23 protein-coding genes are annotated in these 21,088 nt (G+C 66.3%); all 23 read right to left on the bottom strand.

Going from position 1 to position 21,088, the window contains the following annotated elements; all coding sequences use genetic code 11:
* Positions 1-7: 7 nt before the first annotated feature.
* Positions 8-382 carry a chemotaxis response regulator CheY gene (locus DMO17_RS17350; RefSeq protein WP_181418812.1) on the bottom strand — a complete coding sequence of 125 codons (375 nt, stop codon included), beginning with the start codon at positions 380-382 and terminating at the stop codon, positions 8-10.
* An 82-nt stretch (positions 383-464) separates the two neighbouring features.
* The gene (fliA, locus tag DMO17_RS17345; RefSeq protein WP_110683728.1) at positions 465-1,208 is read right to left on the bottom strand and encodes an RNA polymerase sigma factor FliA; all 744 of its coding nucleotides are present in this window, start codon (positions 1,206-1,208) and stop codon (positions 465-467) included.
* A complete protein-coding gene (fleN, locus tag DMO17_RS17340) occupies positions 1,205-2,038 on the bottom strand; it encodes a flagellar synthesis regulator FleN (RefSeq protein ID WP_110683727.1) in 834 nt (277 codons plus the stop codon). Before fleN ends, fliA begins: the two co-directional genes overlap by 4 nt.
* Positions 2,039-2,135: 97 nt before the next feature.
* On the bottom strand, positions 2,136-3,455 hold the full coding sequence (gene flhF / locus DMO17_RS17335; RefSeq protein ID WP_110683726.1) for a flagellar biosynthesis protein FlhF: 1,320 nt from the start codon (positions 3,453-3,455) through the stop codon (positions 2,136-2,138).
* 12 nt (positions 3,456-3,467) lie between these two features.
* A complete protein-coding gene (flhA, locus tag DMO17_RS17330; RefSeq protein ID WP_110683725.1) occupies positions 3,468-5,591 on the bottom strand; it encodes a flagellar biosynthesis protein FlhA in 2,124 nt (707 codons plus the stop codon).
* A gap of 113 nt (positions 5,592-5,704) precedes the next feature.
* The gene (gene flhB, locus DMO17_RS17325) at positions 5,705-6,841 is read right to left on the bottom strand and encodes a flagellar biosynthesis protein FlhB (protein WP_110683724.1); all 1,137 of its coding nucleotides are present in this window, start codon (positions 6,839-6,841) and stop codon (positions 5,705-5,707) included.
* A 9-nt stretch (positions 6,842-6,850) separates the two neighbouring features.
* Positions 6,851-7,627 (bottom strand): flagellar biosynthetic protein FliR, encoded by a 777-nt coding sequence (gene fliR / locus DMO17_RS17320; RefSeq protein ID WP_110683723.1) that lies wholly within the window; start codon positions 7,625-7,627, stop codon positions 6,851-6,853.
* Complete coding sequence (gene fliQ / locus DMO17_RS17315) at positions 7,627-7,896, bottom strand: flagellar biosynthesis protein FliQ (protein WP_110683722.1); 270 nt, start codon at positions 7,894-7,896, stop codon at positions 7,627-7,629. The genes fliR and fliQ overlap by 1 nt, the downstream gene beginning before the upstream one ends.
* A gap of 10 nt (positions 7,897-7,906) precedes the next feature.
* Positions 7,907-8,662, bottom strand: coding sequence for a flagellar type III secretion system pore protein FliP (fliP, locus tag DMO17_RS17310; protein WP_110683721.1), 756 nt, complete (start codon positions 8,660-8,662; stop codon positions 7,907-7,909).
* On the bottom strand, positions 8,659-9,093 hold the full coding sequence (fliO, locus tag DMO17_RS17305; RefSeq protein ID WP_110683766.1) for a flagellar biosynthetic protein FliO: 435 nt from the start codon (positions 9,091-9,093) through the stop codon (positions 8,659-8,661). Before fliO ends, fliP begins: the two co-directional genes overlap by 4 nt.
* Before the next feature lie 7 nt (positions 9,094-9,100).
* A complete protein-coding gene (gene fliN / locus DMO17_RS17300) occupies positions 9,101-9,571 on the bottom strand; it encodes a flagellar motor switch protein FliN (RefSeq protein WP_110683720.1) in 471 nt (156 codons plus the stop codon).
* Between the two features lie 85 nt (positions 9,572-9,656).
* Positions 9,657-10,628: a flagellar motor switch protein FliM gene (gene fliM, locus DMO17_RS17295; RefSeq protein ID WP_110683719.1), complete on the bottom strand. Its 972-nt coding sequence runs from the start codon at positions 10,626-10,628 to the stop codon at positions 9,657-9,659.
* A gap of 13 nt (positions 10,629-10,641) precedes the next feature.
* Positions 10,642-11,181: a flagellar basal body-associated protein FliL gene (fliL, locus tag DMO17_RS17290; RefSeq protein WP_110683718.1), complete on the bottom strand. Its 540-nt coding sequence runs from the start codon at positions 11,179-11,181 to the stop codon at positions 10,642-10,644.
* A 212-nt stretch (positions 11,182-11,393) separates the two neighbouring features.
* Entirely contained in the window at positions 11,394-12,698 is a 1,305-nt protein-coding gene (locus DMO17_RS17285; protein ID WP_110683717.1) for a flagellar hook-length control protein FliK, read from the bottom strand.
* Positions 12,699-12,778: 80 nt separating this feature from the next.
* Positions 12,779-13,129 carry an Hpt domain-containing protein gene (locus DMO17_RS17280; RefSeq protein ID WP_110683716.1) on the bottom strand — a complete coding sequence of 117 codons (351 nt, stop codon included), beginning with the start codon at positions 13,127-13,129 and terminating at the stop codon, positions 12,779-12,781.
* 87 nt (positions 13,130-13,216) lie between these two features.
* Positions 13,217-14,905 (bottom strand): fused response regulator/phosphatase, encoded by a 1,689-nt coding sequence (locus tag DMO17_RS17275; protein WP_110683715.1) that lies wholly within the window; start codon positions 14,903-14,905, stop codon positions 13,217-13,219.
* A 5-nt stretch (positions 14,906-14,910) separates the two neighbouring features.
* On the bottom strand, positions 14,911-15,216 hold the full coding sequence (locus tag DMO17_RS17270) for an STAS domain-containing protein (RefSeq protein WP_021702607.1): 306 nt from the start codon (positions 15,214-15,216) through the stop codon (positions 14,911-14,913).
* Positions 15,217-15,284: 68 nt separating this feature from the next.
* A complete protein-coding gene (gene fliJ / locus DMO17_RS17265; RefSeq protein ID WP_110683714.1) occupies positions 15,285-15,734 on the bottom strand; it encodes a flagellar export protein FliJ in 450 nt (149 codons plus the stop codon).
* A 3-nt stretch (positions 15,735-15,737) separates the two neighbouring features.
* Entirely contained in the window at positions 15,738-17,096 is a 1,359-nt protein-coding gene (fliI, locus tag DMO17_RS17260) for a flagellar protein export ATPase FliI (RefSeq protein WP_110683713.1), read from the bottom strand.
* Positions 17,086-17,856, bottom strand: coding sequence for a flagellar assembly protein FliH (gene fliH / locus DMO17_RS17255; protein ID WP_110683712.1), 771 nt, complete (start codon positions 17,854-17,856; stop codon positions 17,086-17,088). Before fliH ends, fliI begins: the two co-directional genes overlap by 11 nt.
* 3 nt (positions 17,857-17,859) lie before the next feature.
* Positions 17,860-18,876, bottom strand: coding sequence for a flagellar motor switch protein FliG (fliG, locus tag DMO17_RS17250; RefSeq protein WP_110683711.1), 1,017 nt, complete (start codon positions 18,874-18,876; stop codon positions 17,860-17,862).
* Positions 18,869-20,653 (bottom strand): flagellar basal-body MS-ring/collar protein FliF, encoded by a 1,785-nt coding sequence (gene fliF, locus DMO17_RS17245; protein ID WP_110683710.1) that lies wholly within the window; start codon positions 20,651-20,653, stop codon positions 18,869-18,871. Before fliF ends, fliG begins: the two co-directional genes overlap by 8 nt.
* A gap of 17 nt (positions 20,654-20,670) precedes the next feature.
* Positions 20,671-21,003 (bottom strand): flagellar hook-basal body complex protein FliE, encoded by a 333-nt coding sequence (fliE, locus tag DMO17_RS17240; RefSeq protein ID WP_110683709.1) that lies wholly within the window; start codon positions 21,001-21,003, stop codon positions 20,671-20,673.
* Positions 21,004-21,088 lie beyond the last annotated feature (85 nt).

The raw sequence follows: 21,088 nt of genomic DNA, 5'->3' as shown, positions 1-21,088 counted from the left end.
GCGATCATCAGCCGTTAACCCGTTCGAAGATCTTCTCGATCTTCTCCTTCAGCACCTGGGCGGTGAACGGCTTGACGACATAGCCATTCACGCCAGCCTGGGCGGCCTCGATGATCTGTTCGCGCTTGGCCTCGGCGGTCACCATCAGCACCGGCAGATTCTTCAGGCGCTCGTCCGCGCGCACCGCGCGCAGCAGGTCGATACCGGTCATGCCGGGCATGTTCCAGTCGGTCACCAGGAAGTCGAAACTGCCGCTCTGCAGCATGGGCAGGGCCGTATTGCCGTCGTCGGCCTCGGCCGTGTTGGTGAACCCCAAATCACGCAGGAGGTTCTTGATGATCCGTCGCATCGTCGAGAAATCGTCAACGATGAGGATTTTCATGTTCTTGTCCAAGTCGACCTCCGTACAGTCCTAAACGCCACCGGCACCCCGGGACGTCGCAAATCTTGAAACCGGCTCTTCGTCAGCTGGCCCGCCACTCGCCCAGACGTGCGCGCAAACGGGCGGCGCACTGGCTGTGCAACTGACTGACCCGGGACTCGCTGACCCCCAGAACTTCGCCGATTTCCTTCAAATTCAATTCTTCGTCGTAGTACAGCGCCAGCACCAGCCGCTCGCGCTCCGGCAGATGGGCGATGGCATCGGCCAGCGCCGCCTGGAAACGCTCGTCTTCCAGGCCGTGCAGGGGACCACTGTGGCTACTGGCATCCTCGAGCAAACCGCCATGCTCGCCGTCCTGCATCAGGTCGTCGAAGCTGAACAGGCGGCTCCCCTGAGTGTCGCCAAGGATGCCGTAGTAATCCTCGAGACTCAATTGGAGTTCGGCCGCAACCTCTTGATCTTTAGCGTCTCGACCGGTTCTGGCCTCGATTGCGCGGATGGCATCGCTGACCATGCGGCTGTTGCGGTGCACCGAGCGCGGTGCCCAGTCACCCTTGCGCACCTCGTCGAGCATGGCGCCACGAATGCGGATGCCGGCGTAGGTCTCGAAGCTGGCGCCCTTGCTGCCATCGTATTTCTTTGAGGCTTCCAGCAGGCCGATCATGCCGGCCTGCATCAGATCGTCGACCTGCACGCTGGCCGGCAGGCGCGCCAGCAGGTGATAGGCGATGCGCTTGACCAGCGGCGCGTATCGCTCGATCAGCTGGTGCTGGGAATCCTGCGCTTGCGCCTTGTTGTACATGCGAAGTCCACTGGCTGCTGTCATACGGCCGTCCCCGCGATCGGCTGCTGCACCAGACGCTCGACGAAGAACTCCAGATGGCCGCGCGGGTTGGCCGGAAGCGGCCAGGTGTCGACTTTCTGGGCAATCGCCTTGAACGCCAGTGCGCATTTCGAGCGCGGGAAGGCTTCGTACACCGCGCGCTGTTTCTGCACGGCCTTGCGGACGGATTCGTCGTAGGGAACGGCGCCCACGTACTGCAAGGCCACATCGAGGAAGCGATCGGTCACCTTGGTCAGTTTAGCAAAGAGGTTGCGCCCTTCCTGCGGGCTGTGGGCCATGTTGGCGAGGACGCGGAAGCGGTTCATGCCGTAATCGCGGTTGAGCAGCTTGATCAGCGCGTAGGCGTCGGTGATCGAGGTCGGCTCGTCGCAGACCACCACCAGCACCTCCTGGGCGGCACGGACGAAGCTGACCACGCCGTCGCCGATGCCGGCGGCGGTGTCGATTACCAGCACATCAAGGTTGTCGCTGATGTCGCTGAAGGCCTGGATCAGGCCGGCATGCTGTACCGGCGACAGCTGCACCATGCTCTGCGTACCGGATGCCGCGGGCACGATGCGGATGCCGCCGGGCCCTTGCAGCAGCACGTCCTTGAGGTCGCACTCGCCGTTTATCACATCGGCCAGGGTGCGCTTGGGCGTCAGGCCGAGCAGTACGTCGACGTTGGCCAGGCCCAGGTCGGCGTCCATCAGCATGACCCGGCGACCGAGGTCGGCCAGCGCCAGCGACAGATTCACCGACACGTTGGTCTTGCCGACGCCGCCCTTGCCGCCAGTGACTGCGATCACCTGTACGGGATGCATACTACCCATGTTCTTCTCTTACCTTGTCTTGCCTGGTCTGGGCTGGTCGGGCAACTACACCGACCTGTTCCTACACACTAGAACGCCTTGCGCGCCACCGCCTGCCCTACCCCGCGCGACGCGGGTGGTAGAAGCCGGCAAACATGTCGGCCATGGCTTCCTCGCTCGGATCTTCCTCGGTCTGCAGGCTCACGGCGCGACTCACCAACTGGTGGCTGCGCGGTACCTGCAGATCGTCCGGAATCTTCGGCCCGTCAGCCAGATAGGCTACCGGGAGATGCTGGCTGATGGCCAGCCCCAGAACTTCACCTAGGTTGGCCGCCTCGTCCACCTTGCTCAGGATGCAGCCGGCCAGGCCGCACTGCTTGTAGCTGTGATAGGCGGCCTTGAGCACCTGAGCCTGGCTGGTGGCAGCCAGCACCAGATAGTTCTTCGCCTTCAGGCCGCGCGCAGCCAGGCTCTCCAGCTGCAGGCGCAGGGCCGGGTCGTTGCCCGGCAGGCCGGCGGTGTCGATCAGGATCACCTTCTTGCGCGCCAGCGGTGCCAGGGCCTGGATCAGCGACTGGCCCGGATCGACCTGGGTCACGGAAACGTTGAGGATGCGGCCGAGGGTCTTGATCTGCTCCTGGGCGCCGATACGGAAGCTGTCCATGCTGACCAGGGCGATGCTCTGCGAGCCGTACTTCAGCACGTAGCGCGCGGCCATCTTGGCCAGGGTGGTGGTCTTGCCCATGCCGGCCGGGCCGACCAGGGCGATCACCCCGCCCTCCTCTAGCGGCTCGACCGCCGGGGTCTTGATCGCGTGGGCCAGATGGGCCAGCAGCATGCGCCAGGCCTGGCGCGGATCGGCGACCTTGGCCACGCGCTCCAGCAGCGCCTTGGACAGCTCGGCGGACAGGCCCATGCGCTGCAGGCGACGCCACAGGTTGGCCTGCTGCGGCTTGCGGTTCTGCAGCTGGCCCCAGGCGATGGAGCCCAGCTGCACCTCGATCAGTTCACGCAGACCGTGCAGCTCGAAGCGCATGGCATCCAGGGCGCGCTGGTCGACCGCGGCGGCGGCCGGCTTGCTGGCAGCCTGCGGAGCGGCCACCGGGCGCTGCACCTTGACCGCAGTGGCCGGCAGCTCGGGGGCGATCAGCGATTCGTTGGCGAACAGCTGGCGGTCCTTGCGCTCGTCGGCCACCGCGCGGATGGTCAGCTCGGCCTGGGCATTGGCGATCTTCGCCTGGGTCTTGCGCAGCTCGGCCTCCAGCGCCGGGTTGGGCGTACGCGCCGGGGTGGCCGGCTGGTAGTCCAGCGCCGCGGTCAGCTCCACGCCGCCGGCCACGCGGCGGTTGCCGATGATGGCGGCGTCGGCGCCCAGTTCGTCACGCACCAGCTTCATGGCGGTACGCATATCGGCGGCGAAGAAGCGTTTGACTTGCATGGCTTAGAACCCTCAGTTCTGGCCGACCGTGGCGACGATCGTGACCTGCTTGTTGTCCGGTATTTCCTGGTAGGCCAGTACATGCATGTTGGGTACGGCGAGCCGCGCGAATCGCGACAGCATCGCCCGGACCGGGCCGGCCACCAGCAGGATCACCGGCTTGCCGAGCATTTCCTGGCGCTGCGCCGCTTCCACCAGGGAGCGTTGCAGCTTCTCGGCCATTCCGGGTTCGAGGAGGATGCCATCCTCGGAGCCCTGACCGGCCTTCTGCAGGCTATTGAGCAATAACTGTTCCAACCTGGGCTCCAGAGTGATCACAGGCAGCTCCGGCTCTAGTCCCACAATGCTTTGCACGATTGCGCGGGCCAGCGCGACGCGAACCGCGGCGACCATCGCGGCGGGATCTTGACTCTTGCCGGCGACATTGGAGATGGCCTCGGCGATGCTGCGGATATCGCGCACCGGCACCTGTTCCTGCAGCAGTGCCTGCAGCACCTTGAGCAGGGTCGACAGCGAAACCATCCCCGGCACCAGCTCCTCGGCCAGCTTCGGCGAGGTCTTGGCCAGCAGCTGCAGCAACTGCTGCACCTCCTCGTGGCCGATCAGCTCGTGGGCATGCTTGTGCAGGACCTGGTTGAGGTGGGTGGCGACCACGGTGCTGGCATCCACCACCGTGTAGCCGAGCGACTGCGCCTGGTCGCGCTGGCTCGGGTCGATCCACACCGCCTCCAGGCCGAACGCCGGATCCTTGGCGGCGATGCCGTTGAGCGTGCCGAACACCTGGCCGGGGTTGATCGCCAGTTCGCGCTCCGGATACACCTCGGCCTCGGCCACGCTGACGCCCATCAGAGTCAGGCGGTAGGCATTGGGCAACAGGTCGAGGTTGTCGCGGATGTGCACCGAGGGCATCAGGAAGCCCATCTCCTGCGACAGCTTCTTGCGTACGCCCTTGATCCGCGCCAGCAACTGGCCGCCCTGGTTGCGGTCAACCAGCGGGATCAGGCGGTAGCCGACCTCCAGACCGACCATGTCCACCGGGGTGACGTCGTCCCAGCCCAGCTCCTTGACCTCCTGGGCCTTCTGCGCCGGCAGCAGCTCCTGCTGGCGCTTGACCTCCTTGACCTCCTCCTCCTTGACCTTGCGCTGCTTGTTGGCAATCCAGTAGGCAGCACCGGCGGCCACCAGGCCGAGGCCGATGAAGGGCACATGCGGCATGCCCGGCACCAGGCCCATGGTGATCATGATCGCCGCTGCCACGGCCAGGGCCTTGGGCGAGGCGAACATCTGCCGGCTGACCTGGGCGCCCATGTCTTCGGAGGTGGAGACCCGGGTGACCATGATGGCGGCCGCGGTGGACAGCAGCAGCGAAGGGATCTGCGCCACCAGACCGTCACCGATGGTCAGCAGGGTGTAGATGCGTCCGGCCTCGGCGAAGGGCAGATCATGCTGGGCCACGCCGATGGCGATGCCACCGATGAGGTTGATGAAGAGGATCAGCAGGCCGGCCACGGCGTCGCCACGGACGAACTTCGAGGCACCGTCCATCGAGCCGTAGAAGTCGGCCTCCTGGGCCACCTCGGCACGGCGCCGCTTGGCCTCGGCCTGGTCGATCAGGCCGGCATTAAGGTCGGCGTCGATGGCCATCTGTTTGCCGGGCATGGCGTCCAGGGTGAAACGCGCGCTCACCTCGGAAATGCGCCCGGCACCCTTGGTGACCACCACGAAGTTGATGATCATCAGGATGGCGAACACCACGGCGCCGACCACGTAGTTACCGCCGATCACCACCTCGCCGAAGGCCTGGATCACCTTGCCCGCGGCGTCATGCCCCTCCTGGCCGTGCAGCAGCACCACGCGGGTGGAGGCGACGTTCAGCGCCAGGCGCAGCAGGGTCGCGGCCAGCAGCACGGTGGGGAAGACGGCGAAGTCCAGCGGCCTCAGCGAGTAGATGGCGACCAGCAGGACCACGATGGACAGGGCGATGCTGAAGGTGAACAGCACGTCGAGGAGGAACGGCGGGATCGGCAGCATGACCATGGCGAGCATGACCAGCAGCAGCAGCGGAATACCCAGATTGCCATGGCGCAACCCCGCCAGGTTGCTGCGTACGTCCCCGATGATTTGCGCACGATCCACTGCCACTTGTTATCCCCAGCCCATTCAATCTTTTGACGCGAAAGGCGCCGTGCAGGGGTAATCGCAAGAAGCATTCCAACTCTGCCGTGAAGGCACGAGAGACGGCCACGCCGCTACTCGTCGCGGCGCAAATCCGGCGGGATCGGCAGGTCCGGCAGCGGTCCCGGGCGTTTGCCCTTGCCGGCGCGGAACTGCTTGAGCTGGTAGACGTAGGCCAGCACCTGGGCCACCGCCAGATAAAGACCGGCGGGGATTTCCTGGTCGACCTCGGTGGAGAAGTACACCGCCCGCGCCAGGGCCGGCGACTCGAGCAGGGTGACCTTGTGCTCCTGGGCAATCTCGCGGATCTTCAGCGCCAGGAAATCGCCACCCTTGGCCAGCAGCACCGGCGCATTGCCCTTCTCCGGGTCGTACTTGAGGGCCACGGCGAAGTGGGTCGGGTTGGTGATCACCACGTCCGCCTCCGGCACCTGCTGCATCATGCGCCGCTCCGCCATCTGCCGCTGCAACTGGCGGATCTTCGACTTGACCTCGGGCTTGCCTTCGCTGTCCTTGTACTCGTCCTTGACCTCCTGCTTGGTCATCATCAGCTTCTGCTTGGTGTCCCAGAGCTGGAACGGCACATCCACCGCGGCGATCAGGATCAACCCGCAGGCCATCCACAGCAGGCTCCAGCCGGTCACCAGCATGGCATGCAGGATGGCTGCCTCGACCGGCTCGTTGGCGATGGCCAGCAGGTCGTCCTGGTCCGCCTTGAGCACCAGCAGTGCCACCAGCAGGATGATCACGAACTTGGCCAGGGCCTTGAGCAGCTCGACCAGGGCCTTGGCGGAGAACATCCGCTTGAGCCCCTCCCAAGGGTTCATGCGGCTGAACTTGGGCTGCAGCGCCTCGCTGGAAAACAGCCAGCCGCCCAGGGCGACCGGCCCGATGATGGAGGCGATCAGCATGACGATGAAGAACGGCTGCAGCGCCAGCAGCGCCTCCATCCCGGTGCGCAACAGATAACGGGCCATGGAACCATCATCCAGCAGCACCTCGCGCGGCAGAGCGAAGTTGCCCTGCATCATGCCGAGCATGGCCTGGCCCATCTGCGCGCCGAAGATCAGCAGCGCGGCGGCGCCGCCGAAGGTCACCGCCAGGGTGCTGAGCTCCTTGGAGCGAGCGATCTGACCTTTCTTGCGCGCCTCCTCGAGGCGCTTACTAGTAGGTTCCTCGCTCTTGTCCGCGCCGCTTTCGCTCTCGGCCATTGAGCCTCCTCAGCGCAGGCGCGCGAGTTCGCGCAACTGTTGCAGGGCTTCGCTGGTGAACACCTGGAAGTGTGCCAGGAAGTCGGTCAGCCCCAGCCAGAAGATGAACATGCCGAGCACTAGGGTCAGCGGGAAGCCGATGGAGAAGATGTTCAGCTGCGGCGCGGCGCGGGTCATCACGCCGAAGGCCAGGTTGATGATCAGCAGCGCGGTGACCGCCGGCAGCGACAGCAGCAGGCCGGCGGCGATCACCCAGGCCAGCTTGCCGGCCAGTTCCCAGTAATGGTCGAGCAGCAGGCCCTGGCCCACCGGCAGGGTGACGAAGCTCTCGGCCAGCACCTCGAACACCACCAGGTGGCCGTTCATGGCGAGGAACAGCAGGGTCACCAGCATCAGCAGGAATTGCGCCAGTACCGCTACCGACACGCCGTTGGCCGGATCGACCATGGAAGCGAAACCCAGGCCCATCTGCATGGCGATGATCTGCCCGGCCACGGTGAACAGGTGGAAGTACAGCTGCAGGACGAAGCCGAACATCACCCCGATCAGCACCTGTTCGCCGATCAGCAGCATGGCCTGCAGGCTCACCGCGTCCACCCGCGGCATCGGCGGCAGGGTCGGCGCCAGCACCAGGCAGATGGCCAGGGCCAGGTACAGACGTACCCGCGCCGGCACCAGCTGGGTGCCGATCACCGGCATCACCATCAGCATGGAGGCGATGCGGAACAGCGGCAGGAGGAACTGGCCCACCCAGCCGCCGATCTGCGCATTAGTCAGTTCGAGCATCAGCCGATCAACAGCGGAATGTTCTGCACCAGCGTCTGGGTGTACTCCATCAGCTCGCGCACCAGCCAGGGCCCCGCCCACATCAGGGTGAGCAGCATCACCAGCAGGCGCGGGATGAAGCTCAGGGTCTGTTCGTTGATCTGCGTGGCGGCCTGGAACATGGCCACCAGCAGGCCCACCAGCAGGCTCGGCAGCACCAGCAGGCCGACGATCAGGGCGGTCAGCCAGAGCGCTTCGCGGAACAGGTCGACGGCGATTTCGGGAGTCATATGGGCCTCGCTATATCGTGCCGAAGCTGCCGGCCAGGGTGCCCATGATCAGCGCCCAGCCATCGACCAGGACGAACAGCATGATCTTGAACGGCAGGGAAATGATCAGTGGCGACAGCATCATCATGCCCATGGCCATGAGGATGCTGGCCACCACCATGTCGATGATCAGGAACGGGATGAAGATCATGAAGCCGATCTGGAACGCGGTCTTCAGCTCGGAGGTGACGAAGGCCGGGATCAGGATGGTCAGCGGCGCCTGCTCGGGCGAGGCGATATCGGTACGCTTGGACAGGCGCACGAACAGCTCCAGGTCCGAGGCGCGGGTCTGCGCCAGCATGAACTCCTTGATCGGCACCTCGGCCCGGGCGATCGCCTGCTGCGCCGGCAGCTGCTCGTTGAGGTAGGGCTGCAGGGCGTCCTGGTTAATCCTGTCGAACACCGGGGCCATGATGAACAGGGTCAGGAACAGGGCCAGGCCGATCAGGATCTGGTTCGACGGCGTCTGCTGCAGGCCCAGGGCCTGACGCAGGATGGAGAACACGATGATGATGCGGGTGAAGCTGGTCATCAGCATGACGAACGCCGGGATGAAGCTCAGCGCCGTCATGATCAGCAGGATCTGCAGGCTGACCGAATACTCCTGCTGCCCCTCGGCGTTGGTGCTGAGGGTGATGGCCTTGATCGACAGCGGGTCGTCGGCGCCGAACGCCAGGGGCGCGGCCAGGGCCAGCAAGAGGGTCAGCAGGATGCGCCAGGGGCTCATGTCTTGTCCTTCTGGTCCTTGCCGAGTAGCTCCATCAGGCGCTGGGCGAATTCCGGGGTAGCCGGCGTGGCGGCGTCGAGCGGCACCGGCTCCCTGAGCACGTGCAGCGGCGTGATGCGCCCGGCGCTGATGCCGAGCAGGACCTGCTCGCCACCGACCTGGACCAGCAGCAGGCGGTCACGCGGGCCCAGGGCCTGGCTGGCCACCAGCTTGATCGCCTGGTTGCCGCGCGGACCGATCTGCTGCACCCGGCGCAGCAGCCAGGCCAGGGCGAAGATCAGGCCGACCACCAGCAGCAGGCCGAACAGCAACTGCGCCAGCTGGCCACCGATATCGCTGCTGGCCATGGGCGTGGTCGCCGCCTTGGCCACCGGTTCGGCGGCCAGCGCCGTCAACGGCGCCAGCAGGAGAAGGCTGCAAAATCCACGCATCATCACCTCAGCGCAGCTTCTTGATGCGTTCGCTGGGGCTGATCACGTCGGTCAGGCGGATGCCGAACTTCTCGTTGACCACCACCACCTCGCCATGGGCGATTAGGGTGCCGTTGACCAGCACGTCAAGCGGCTCGCCGGCCAGGCGGTCGAGCTCCACCACCGAGCCCTGGTTGAGCTGCAGCAGGTTGCGGATGCTGATCTCGGTGCTGCCGACTTCCATGGAGATGGACACCGGGATGTCGAGGATCACATCCAGGTTCGGGCCCTCCAGGGCCACCGGACCATTGCCCGGCTTGGGCGCGGCGCCGAACTCTTCCATCGCCATGCGCGGCGCGGCCGGAGCGGCGGCGCCACCCTGGTTCATCAGCGCATCGATGTCGTCCTGCCCGGCATCACCGGCCTCGGCCAGGGCCGCGGCCCACTCGTCGGCCAGGGCCTGCTCTTCTGGGCTGGTACCTTCGTTTTCGTCTGCCATCGCTCTACCTCGGCTGGCTGTCTATCTGTTCATCTGGCGGGCCGGACCGGCCGCTCAGGTTAATGACTACCCGCGTCAGCGCGCCTTAGCGCAGGCGTTCCACGGGTTCGAGAATCTGCAGGGCCAGGTTGCCCTTGTGCGCGCCCAGCTTGACCTTGAAGGCAGCCACGCCATTGGCGCGCATGATCATCTGCTCCGGCAGTTCCACCGGGATCACATCGCCCGGCTGCATGTGCAGGATGTCGCGCAGCTTGAGCTGGCGGTGGGCCAGGGTCGCGCCGAGCGGCACCTTGACGTCGAGGATGTCCTCGCGCAGGGCCTTGATCCAGCGCTCGTCCTGGTCGTCGACGTCGGACTGGAAGCCGGCGTCGAGCATCTCGCGGATCGGCTCGATCATCGAATAGGGCATGGTGATGTGCAGGTCGCCACCACCGCCGTCCAGCTCGATATGGAAGGTGGAAACCACCACCACCTCACTGGGGCTGACGATGTTGGCCAGGGCCGGGTTCACTTCCGAGTTGATGTACTCGAAGTTGACGTCCATCACCGCGTGCCAGGCTTCCTTCAGGTCGATGAAGGCCTGGTCGATGACCATGCGCACCACTCGCAGCTCGGTGGGGGTGAACTCGCGGCCCTCGATCTTGGCATGGCGACCGTCGCCGCCGAAGAAGTTGTCCACCAGCTTGAACACCAGCTTGGCGTCGAGGATGAACAGCGCGGTGCCGCGCAGCGGCTTCATCTTCACCAGGTTGAGGCTGGTCGGCACGTAGAGCGAATGCACGTACTCGCCGAACTTCATCACCTGCACGCCGCCCACCGCCACGTCGGCGGAACGGCGCAGCAGGTTGAACATGCTGATGCGGGTATAGCGGGCGAAACGCTCGTTGATCATCTCCAGGGTCGGCATGCGTCCGCGGACGATGCGATCCTGGCTGGTCAGGTCATAGCTCTTGACGCTACCGGGTTCGCCGGCATCCTCGGTCTCGACCAGGCCATCGTCGACGCCATGCAGCAGCGCGTCGATCTCGTCCTGTGACAGCAGGTCTTGTACGGCCATGGCTAGCTCCCGCCTACTGCAGCACGATGTTGGTGAACAGTACCTGTTCGACCACGGTTTTGCCGGTTTCCTTCTGCGCCAGCTCCTGCACCACCGCGGTAGCCTGGCTGCGCAGCATCTCCTTGCCGACCGGGGTCATCAGGGCGCCAAAGTCCTGGCCGGAGAACAGCATGACCAGGCGGTTGCGCACCAGCGGCAGATGCACCTTGAGGGCGTCCAGTTCGGCCTGGTTGCGCGCCATCAGCGCCACGCTGACCTGCATGTAGCGCTGCCGCCCCTGGTAGTTGTAGTTGGCGATGAAAGCCGGGGCGATGGCCTCGTAGATGGCCGGCTGCTTGACCGGTGGCGCCGTTTCGCTGGCGCTCTCCTCGGCCGCCGCCTCATCCTCGGCCCCCTTGTCCTTGCCCAGGAAGAACAGCGTCGCGCCCACCGACAGGCCCACCGCCAGCAGCAGGGCCACGACGATCAGGATGATGAGCTTGAGCTTGCCCTTGCCGCCGGTCTTCTCGCCGCCTTCGGCCGCCGGGGGTTTGGGAGCTGGTTTCTTTGCCATGCCAGAAATCCGTCACTGAACTGAGATTTGTCCTTGGTCAAGGGCTTAGGAGCAAGTGTTATGCCACCTTGTAAACAAGATAGTCCTTTACCGCGTCCCCCGATACCGGCTGCCGATATACCAAGGCAACGGTCACCTGTCACCCTAAAACGACTGCGCCCGGTGCTTTATCGGCACCGGGCGCAGTTCACTGCAACAGGCTCTGGCAGGCGTCAGGCGTAGTAATCCACCAGCCCGCGCGGCGCCGAGCCGGCGGCCGGAGTGCGGATCTCGCTGACACCGCTCAGCACTTCCTCATCGCCGGAGCCACCCAGGCCGCGACCCGCAGAGCGCCCCTGGCCCTCCTCGCTACCGCCCTGGGAGCCACGCGCCAGGGACTGGTCAGAGACGTTGACGTCGAGCTGGTTCATGCCCTGCTGGGCGAAAAGCTCGCGCAGACGGTGGGCCTGGCCTTCCAGCTGGTCACGCACGTTGGCATTGGCGCTGACGAAGGTGACCTGGGCCGCCTGGTCCTTGTTCAGCTCGATACGCACCTCCAGGCGCCCCAGCTCGGCTGGGTCGAGCTGGATCTCGGCGGACTTGAGGTTCTGGCTGGACAGCCACATGACCTTGTCCACCACCGCCTCGCTCATCCCAGGCTGGCCGACCTGCAGCGGCTGACCCGGTACCAGTGGCAGGCGCTGGGCGGCGCCGGTCTGCTGGTTGATGGCCTGGCTCAGGGCGCTGAGCTTGCTGGCGAAGGCTTCGGCCCGCGCATCACTCTGCCCTTCGCGAAGATTCGGCACTGAGGTATCCAGGGCCTCGCCGAGCAACTCGCCCTCCAGCCCCTCGCTCGGCGCGTCCTCGCTAGGCATAGCTTCGCCGGCGAAGGCCGCCAGGGCATTGGCGAAGCCCTGGCCCGGGTTGCTGGCCCGCTCGGCGGCGACCGCGCCAGGGCTCAACTGCTGCTGGGCTGCGGCCTGATTCTGGGCGCCGATCTCAAGCGCCAGCTTCACCGCTGGCAGGCTGTTGAGCATGTCCAGCTCGGGATCGTGACTGGCCTCGGTGAGGGTGGCCGGTGCGGCGCTGGCCACCGTCGGGGTTGCCGCCTGCAACAGCGGATCGGCCGTGTCGGCCGCCATCTGCGCGTCACCGCTCAGTGCCGGATCGACGGTCTCCTCGGCCGGCAGCTGGCCGGTCATGGCCATCAGCAGCAGCGGGTCGACGCCCTCCTCGCCGCCTTCGGGCAGATCCTCCGGCAAGCCTTTGCCGCTTTCGGCAACGACCGACTGCTCGACGGCAGCCTCGCCCTCGGCCTCGTCTGTCGGCCTGGCTTCGGCCGAGCGTTCCTCAGCAGCCTTGGCGCTCGCCTCCTTGCGCTCGGCAGCCTTGGCCTGGCGCTCCTTGGCATAGACCTCCGCGAAGCTGGAGTCGGCGTTCTTGACGGGCTCCGCGCCTCCGGACGGGGCCTTGGCGGCAGGCGCCTTGGGCCGCACTTCGGGCGCGGACTGGAGGAGAAAGTCGGGTGCAACGGACATGGGTACTCTCCGTTAGGGATGGATCGTACCGGGGATAGAGCAAGGGCCGGGCCAACTCGGCCACTCCGCCCGAAAAGACTTCAGCGGTAACGTTGGCGCTCGGACTTGAGCAGGATGCGCACGATGGCGAACTCGCGGCCGATCTGTTCGATCAGCGCCGGCGCTTCCTCCAGCCGCTCGCGCCGGGCGGCCTCCTCCAACTGCTTGCACAGCCCGGCCAGCAGGGGCGCGCCCATGTTGCTGCAGCTGCCCTTGAAGCTGTGGGCGGCCAGGCGCAGGGCCTGGGCGTCGGCGGCGGCCATGGCCGCCTGGATATGCCTTTGGCGCTCGTCCGAATCGACCAGGAAGGTATCCAGCAGCACGGGATACTCTTCCCCCATGACATCCTGCAGGGAGGCCAACACGTTCTGATCGAGATGGTTATCGGACACCGGCTCACTCCATGATCGGACAACGCCGCGATTATGCCTGAGATGGGAGGCGCGTCGCCTGCGCATATTGGCAATACGCCATCACCGTCACACTGGCCAGCGAAACTCCACCCTCACGCCGCGGCCATCGCTGCTCCACTGGCACTGGTCGGCCAGCTTGCGCACCAGGCGCAGGCCGCGCCCGCTCAGGCGGCCGCAATCGGCCGGCTGGGCGAAGACATCGGCCACATCGAAACCGGCGCCGCTGTCCTGCACGTCGATAGTCAGGCGCCCGCCCTCGGCTTCCGGGCTCAGGTGCAGGTCGAAGCGTACGAAACCATCCTGCAGCCCCTGCAGGCGCGAACCACGCTCCTGGTAATAGCGGGCAAAGCCCTGCGCATCGGCCTTGAGCGCCGAGTCCAGGCCCAGCACGCCATGCTCCAATGCATTGGAATAGAGCTCGGCCAGCACGGTGTAGAGCGCCCCGCCCTGGGCCCGCAGGCCCTGCACTTCCATCAGCAGCTGCAGCAGGAAGGGCAGCGGGTTGAAGCGCTTGAGCGTCTCGGCACGAAACTCGAAGCTGGCCGACCAGTCCAGCGGGCTGCTCTGCCCGCTGTCGGAAAAGGACAGCGCCGGGCGTCTGAGCTCGCCCTCCTCGGCCATGCACAGCTCGATCATGCTGACATCGTCCTGGGCCTCGCCGCGAAAAGCCGCCAGGGCCCGCTGGATCTCGTCGAACATGTCTGCCGGCGGGTGACCGGCGGCGAACACCTGCAGCAGGCGCTCCTCGCCGAACAGATGGCCAGCGGCATCGCGGGTCTCCAGCACGCCGTCGGACAACAGGAAGATGCGATCGCCCGCCTCCAGCGGGTGAACCTCGTAGTCGTCCTTGAAGGACGCCGGCTCGAGCACCCCCAGCGGCAGATGGCGCGACACCAGCGGCACCCGCTCGCCAGTGGCGGCGCGCAGCAGGTGGCCATCCGGCAGGCCACCGTTCCATACCTCCACCACCCGGCGCTGGAAACTCAGGTTGAGCAGCGTGGCGCAGCAGAACACGCCAACCGGCAGGATGCGTTTGAGCTTGGCGTTCATCTCGCGCAGGATCTCGGCCATCGAGAAGCCCTTGGCGGTCATGCCGTAGAACACCTCGGCCAGCGGCATGGCGCCGATCGCCGCCGGCAGGCCGTGGCCGGTGAAGTCGCCGAGCAGCACGTGCATGCCGCCGGAGGGCTTGAACGCGGCCAGCAACAGGTCGCCATTGAACAGGGCGAAGGGCGACTGCAGGTAGCGGATATTGGCGGCATTGAGGCAGCCGGAGTGGGCCACCTTGTCGAACACCGCCTTGGCCACCCGCTGCTCGTTGACCAGATGCTCGTTGTGCTTGGCGATCAGGTCACGCTGCCGGCGCACCGTGTCCTGCAGGCGGCGCAGGCGATCCATGGCGCGGATCTTGGCATCCAGGATGACCTGGTTGTAGGGCTTGGCGAGGAAGTCGTCTCCCACCTCCAGGCAGCGCACCAGGGCTTCGCTCTCGGTCAGCGAGGTGAGGAAGATGATCGGCACCAGCTCCTCGCCGGCCAGCTCCTTGATCCGCCGCGCAGCCTCGAAACCGTCCATCACCGGCATCAGGGCGTCCATCAGCACCAGCTGCGGGCGTTCCTGCTCGAACAGCGCCAGCGCCTCCAGGCCATTGCCGGCGGTCAGCACCCGGTGCCCCTGACGGCTGACGATGGTGGACAGCAGCATGCGGTCGGCCGCGCTGTCCTCGGCGATCAGGATGGACAGGCGCCCGGTCATGGTGATCAGCCGATCTGGAACAGCTGTTCGAAGTTGGAGATGGAGAGGATCTTGCGCACGTCGGGGTTGCAGTTGACCAGGCTGATGCGCGCATGGTCGCCGCCGGCGTGGTCGCGCAGCAGCAGGAGCATGCCCAGGGCCGAGCTATCCAGGTAGGTGGCCCCCTTGAGGTCGACCACATAACGCTTGGGCGTGGCGCTCACCCGCTCGTAGGCATCGCGGAATTCCTGATGCGCGGAGAAGTCGAAGCGGCCCTGGATATGGATGGTCAGCTCCTGTCCGTCGCTCGAGGGCAGCGCGGTGATGGCCATGTGGAACTCCTTGTTGGTTCTTGTGCAGACAAGATGTAGCACCCGAGCGTGACGGCGGCAACCGCGATTCAGCCCTGATCCCTCTGTGGCAAGCGCTGCGACAGCTCGTCGAGCAGCTTCTGCTCGCGCTTGTCCTCGGCCGCGCGGGCCTCGTCCAGGTAGCGCTGGACCAGCTTGCGCAGGCCCTCCACCCGCGCATAGCGCTGCTGCCAGGCGGCCCGCGCCTTCTGCAGGTTCTGCCGGTGCCAGTTGATGCTCTGCAGCTGCTGGCCAATGGCGGTTTCCAGCTGGCTGAGAAAGCGCTGGTAGTTCATCAGCCACTGGCCGGAAACGCCCTTGCTGCCCTCGCTGATCCACTGCTGCTGGTAATCGGCGCGATAGCGCTCCAGCTCGCCCAGCTGCGCCTCGGCCTTGGCCAGCAGGCCCTGCATGTGCGCCATCTGGCGGGCCGCCTCGCGTTCGGCGCGCTCGGCCATCTCGACCACCGGCGCCAGGCGCGCGGCACGGCTGACCGCCATCTATCAGGCCTGCGCTTGCGGGTTGAACACTTGCGCCAGCTGGCTGACGCTGGCCTCCATCGGCTCGCTGTCCTCCAGGCCCTGGCGCAGGTAGCGGGCCATGGCCGGCTGGCGGGCGATGGCCAGGTCGGTGTCAGCATCGCCACCCGGCACATAGGCGCCGACGCTGATCAGGTCGCGGCTCTGCTGGTAGCGCGACCACAGCTGCTTGAAGCGCTGCGCCAGCTTGAGGTGCTCGGGGCTGACCACCTGGGGCATGACCCGGCTGATCGAGGCTTCGATATCGATGGCCGGGTAGTGGCCTTCCTCGGCCAGCCGGCGTGACAGCACGAAGTGACCATCGAGCACGCCGCGGGCGGCGTCGGCGATCGGGTCCTGCTGGTCGTCGCCCTCGGAGAGCACGGTGTAGAAGGCGGTGATCGAGCCACCGCCGGCCTCCGCGTTGCCGGCGCGCTCGACCAGGCGTGGCAGACGGGCGAACACCGAGGGCGGGTAGCCCTTGGTCGCCGGTGGCTCGCCGATGGCCAGGGCGATCTCGCGCTGGGCCTGGGCGAAGCGGGTCAGCGAATCCATCAGCAGCAGGACGTTCTTGCCCTTGTCGCGGAAGTATTCGGCGATGCGCGTGCAGTACATGGCCGCGCGCAGGCGCATCAGCGGCGCATCGTCGGCCGGCGAGGCGACCACCACGGAACGCTTGAGGCCCTCCTCGCCGAGGATCTCGTCGATGAATTCCTTGACCTCGCGGCCCCGTTCGCCGATCAGGCCGACCACGATGATCTCGGCCTCGGTAAAGCGGGTCATCATGCCCAGCAGCACCGACTTGCCCACGCCGGTACCGGCGAACAGGCCCAGGCGCTGGCCACGGCCGACGGTGAGCAGGCCGTTGATGCTGCGGATGCCGACGTCCAGCGGCTCGCTGATCGGATGGCGGTTGAGCGGGTTGATGGTCGGGCCGTCCATCGGCACCCAGTCCTCGGCCTTCATCCCGCCCTTGCCGTCCAGCGCGCGGCCGGCGCCGTCCAGCACCCGGCCGAGCATGGACATGCCCATGGGCAGGCGACCGGTATCCGGCAGCGGTACCACGCGGGCCCCGGGGGCGATGCCGGCCAGGCTGCCGACCGGCATCAGGTAGATCTTGCCGGCGGCGAAGCCCATCACCTCGGCCTCCACCTGCACCGGGTGGTAGCTGTCGTCGTTGATCACCAGGCAGCGACTGCCCAGCGCGGCACGCAGGCCCTCGGCCTCCAGGGTGAGGCCGACCATGCGCAGCAGGCGGCCTTCGACCACCGGCTGGCTGGGCAGGTCGATCGCCTCGGCGTAGCCGGCCAGGCGCCTGGCGAAGCTGGTGCGCTCAAGGCGCATCGGGGCTCTCCAGGTCGACCTGGATGTCGGCTTCCGGCGGATTGGTGGCCTGCGCCCGCTGCTGCTCGAACAGCTGCTTGAGGGCCGTGGCCAGGCGCGTCTCGACGCTGGCGTCGATGCGGCTGCTCTCGCTCTCCACCCGGCAGCCGCCGGGCTGCAGGCTCTCGTCCTCGAGGATGCGCCAGCTTTCCTCGTGGCGTTCGCGCAGCGCCTTGACCAGCTCGAAGTCCTGCGGATGGACATGGATGCGGATATTGCTGGCGCCCATTGGCAGCAGCTTGAGGGCCTCGCGCAGCACGTGGCGGATCTGGCTGGAGTCGATGGCCAACTCGCGCTGGATCACCTGGCGGGTCATCTGGCTGACCAGGTTGACCAGGCCCTGCTCCAGTTCGCGGTCCTGGTTGGCGATGGGCTCCAGCAGGTGCCCCATCAGCTCCTCCAGGCTGGCAATCTTGGCCGCCAGGGCGACTTCGGCTTCCTGCTTGGCCTTCAGCTGGCCGGCCCGGAAACCGTCCTTCTCGCCGGTGGCGAAGCCTTCGTTGTAGGCCTCCTGGCGGATCGCCTCGAGCTCCTCCAGCGTCAGTGGCTTGACGTCCTCGACCGCCACCTCCTCGATCTGCGGTTCGGGCTCCGGCTCGGGTTGCGGCTCAGGCTCGGGGGCCTCCTCGACCTGCGGATCGAAGCTGGGTATCGCCCAGCGGTCGAACTCCGCCACGTCCTTGGCGCGGATCAGCTCGCTGGGTGCTTCCTTGGGCGCCATGGCTTAGATCATCGCCTCGCCGCCGGCACCGCCGAGGACGATCTCGCCGGACTCGGCCATGCGCCGGGCGATGGTGAGGATTTCCTTCTGCGCCGTCTCCACTTCGCTGACGCGCACCGGGCCCTTGGCCTCCAGGTCGTCGCGCAGCAGCTCGGCGGCGCGCTTGGACATGTTCTTGAACACCTTTTCCTTGATCCCCTCGTCGGCGCCCTTGAGCGCCAGCACCAGGATGTCCGAGGACACCTCGCGCAGCAGCGCCTGGATGCCGCGATCGTCGACGTCGGCCAGGTTGTCGAAGACGAACATCAGGTCCTCGATCTGGCTGGACAGGTCCTCGTCCACCTCGCGGATGGAGTCCATCAGCTGGCCTTCCACCGAACTGTCGAGGAAGTTCATGATGTCGGCCGCGCGTTTGACCCCGCCAAGGCTGGCGCGGGTGGTGTTGGCGCTGCCGGAGAACTGCTTCTCGAGGATCTGGTTGAGCTCCTTGAGCGCGGCCGGCTGCACGGTATTCAGGGAGGATACGCGCAGGACGATGTCCAGGCGCACCTTATGGTCGAAGTGGCTGAGCACTTCGGCGGCCTGGTCCGGGTCCAGGTAGGCGACCACAATGGCCTGGATCTGCGGGTGTTCGTAGCGGATCACGTCGGCCACCGCACGCGGCTCCATCCACTTCAGGCTGTCCAGGCCGCTGGTGCTGCCGCCGAGCAGGATGCGGTCGATCAGGTTGCCGGCCTTGTCCTCGCCCAGCGCCGCGGTGAGCATCTTGCGGATGTAGGCGTCGGAGCCGACGCCCAGGCTGGTCTGGTCGCCGACTATGTCGACGAACTCGCCCATCACCTGCTCGACCTGTTCGCGCTGCACGTTGCGCATGCCGGCCATGGCCACGCCGACCTTCTGCACTTCCTTGGGGCCGAGGTGGCGCAGCACCTGCGCCGCATCGGTCTCGCCGAGGGACAGCAGGAGGATGGCGGCCTTGTCGACCTTGTTCAGCTTGGCAGGAGCACGATTGTCACTCATCGGCGTTGATCCACTCTTTGACTACCTGGGCCACACGGCCCGGATCTTCTGCCACCAGACTCTTGATGGCGTTCAGTTGTGCATCATACCCCTCGGACGGGCTGGGCAGCAGGATGCTCTGCGGCCCGCCGAGGCTCACCCGGTCGGCCGCCAGCTCGCCCTCCAGGCCACCCATGTCGCCCAGTTCGACGTCGCCCTCGCCGGCCGCGCCGGCGCCTTTGCCGCCGGCGGTGATGTTGTTGAGCACCGGGCGCAGCACGCCGAACACCAGGACCAGGATGAACAGCACGCCCAGTACCTGTTTGACGATGTCCCAGAACCAGGGTTGCGAGTAGAACGGGATTTCGATGCTTTCCTCGCCGGTTTCGGCGGAGAACGGCGCATTGATCACGCTGACGCTGTCGCCACGGCTGGCGTCGAAGCCCACCGAGTCCTGCACCAGGCGGGTGAAGCGGGCCAGGTCCTCGGCGCCCCAGGGGGTGCGGGTGACCTCGCCGGTCTCGGCATTGATGCTGACCTTGTCGTCCAGCACCACGGCCACCGACAGGCGCTTGAGGCGGCCCTGCTGCTGCTTGGTGTAGCTGATCGAACGGTCCAGCTCGAAGTTGCGGGTGGACTGTTCGCGCTTGTCGGCCGGGTACGGCGCCAGCATCGGCTGGCCGGTGGCCGGGTCCATGATCTGCTGGCCGTTGGCGTCCAGCAGCGGCTGGCCGGGGGCGACCGGGCCGGCCGGCGCCGGCTGGGCGGCAGCCTGCTCGGGAGCGCTGGCGGCGCCCGGCGGCTGGTTGCTCAGAGCACCCGGCACACCCTGTGGCGGCAGGCTGCTGGAGCGCTGTTCGTTGACCTGCTGCTCGCTGCGCAGGGCCGGCTGGTCCGGGTTGAACATCTCGGAGGTGGATTCCACCGCGCTGAAGTCGACGTCGGCGGACACCTCGGCCTTGTAGCGGCCGTTGCCCAGCACCGGCTGCAGGATGTTGTGCACGCGCTGGGTGAACAAGCTTTCCATGCGCCGGGTGTAGTCGAACTGCTTGCCGGCCATGGTCAGCTCGGACAGCTCCTGCTGGTCGGACAGCAGGTTGCCCTTCTGGTCGACCACGGTGACCTGCGACTTGGTCAGCTCCGGCACACTGGTGGCCACCAGGTTGACGATCGCCATCACCTGGCTCGGCTCCAGGCTGCGGCCCGGGTACAGCTCGACCAGCACCGAGGCGGTCGGCTTGCGCTCGTCGCGCACGAACACCGAACTCTTCGGGATGGCCAGGTGCACACGGGCGCCCTTGACGTTGTTCAGACTGGAAATGGTGCGCGCCAGCTCGCCTTCCAGGCCGCGGCGGTAGCGGGTGGCCTCCATGAACTGGCTGGTGCCCAGGCTCTGCTCCTGATCAAGGATCTCGAAGCCGACGTTGCCATCGCTGGGCGCTACGCCGGCGGCGGCCAGCTTCATGCGCGCGCGGCCCAGCTCGTCGGACTTGACCAGCAGGGCGCCGGAATTCGGCTCCACGGTGTAGGCGATGTCGGCGGCGTTGAGCACCTCCATCACCTGGTTGCTGTCCATGCCGGCCAGGTTGCCGAGCAGCGGCTTATAGTCCGGCTGCTGCGACCACAGGACCACGGCGAAACCGATCGCCACGCTGGCGGCCAGGCCGACCAGCAGGCCGATCTGGCGCAGCATGGACATCTCGGAGAGGTTTTCCAGGAAGGACAGCCCGAACAGCGGCTTCTTCGCCTCTTCGGCGCCGGTGGTGGCGGGTACGTTTGCAGCGACTGCTTCAGCCATGACTCAACTCCGCCCCGTTAGACCGGCATCTGCATGATGTCTTGGTAGGCCTGGACCAGCTTGTTACGCACCTGGGTCATGGCCTGGAAAGACACACTGGCCTTCTGCGAGGCGATCATCACATCGGTGATATCGACACCGCCCTGCCCCATCTCGAAGGCCGTGGCCAGCTGGCTGGAGGCCTGCTGCGTCTCGCTCACCTTGTTCACCGCCTGGCCGAGCATCTCCGAGAAGCTTGGCGCACCCGGCTCCGGAGCAGCAACCTGTACGGGCTTGATCTTGGCCATGGCCTCCATCTGCATGGAGCGCATTTCCAACATCAGGCGATTGAATTCGACACCCTGGCTCATGACCTTCTTCCTCCAGCTGCCGCGGTTTTTTGACGCTGCGCGGCTTTTGCAGAGGTATTTGCAAGCACAGTGCCAAAAAACAAAG

This window comes from Aquipseudomonas alcaligenes, from assembly GCF_003205495.1.
Lineage (GTDB): Bacteria > Pseudomonadota > Gammaproteobacteria > Pseudomonadales > Pseudomonadaceae > Aquipseudomonas > Aquipseudomonas alcaligenes_B.
Note: the sequence above shows the minus strand (reverse complement) of the source record. Positions and strands in the feature narration are given on the sequence as shown.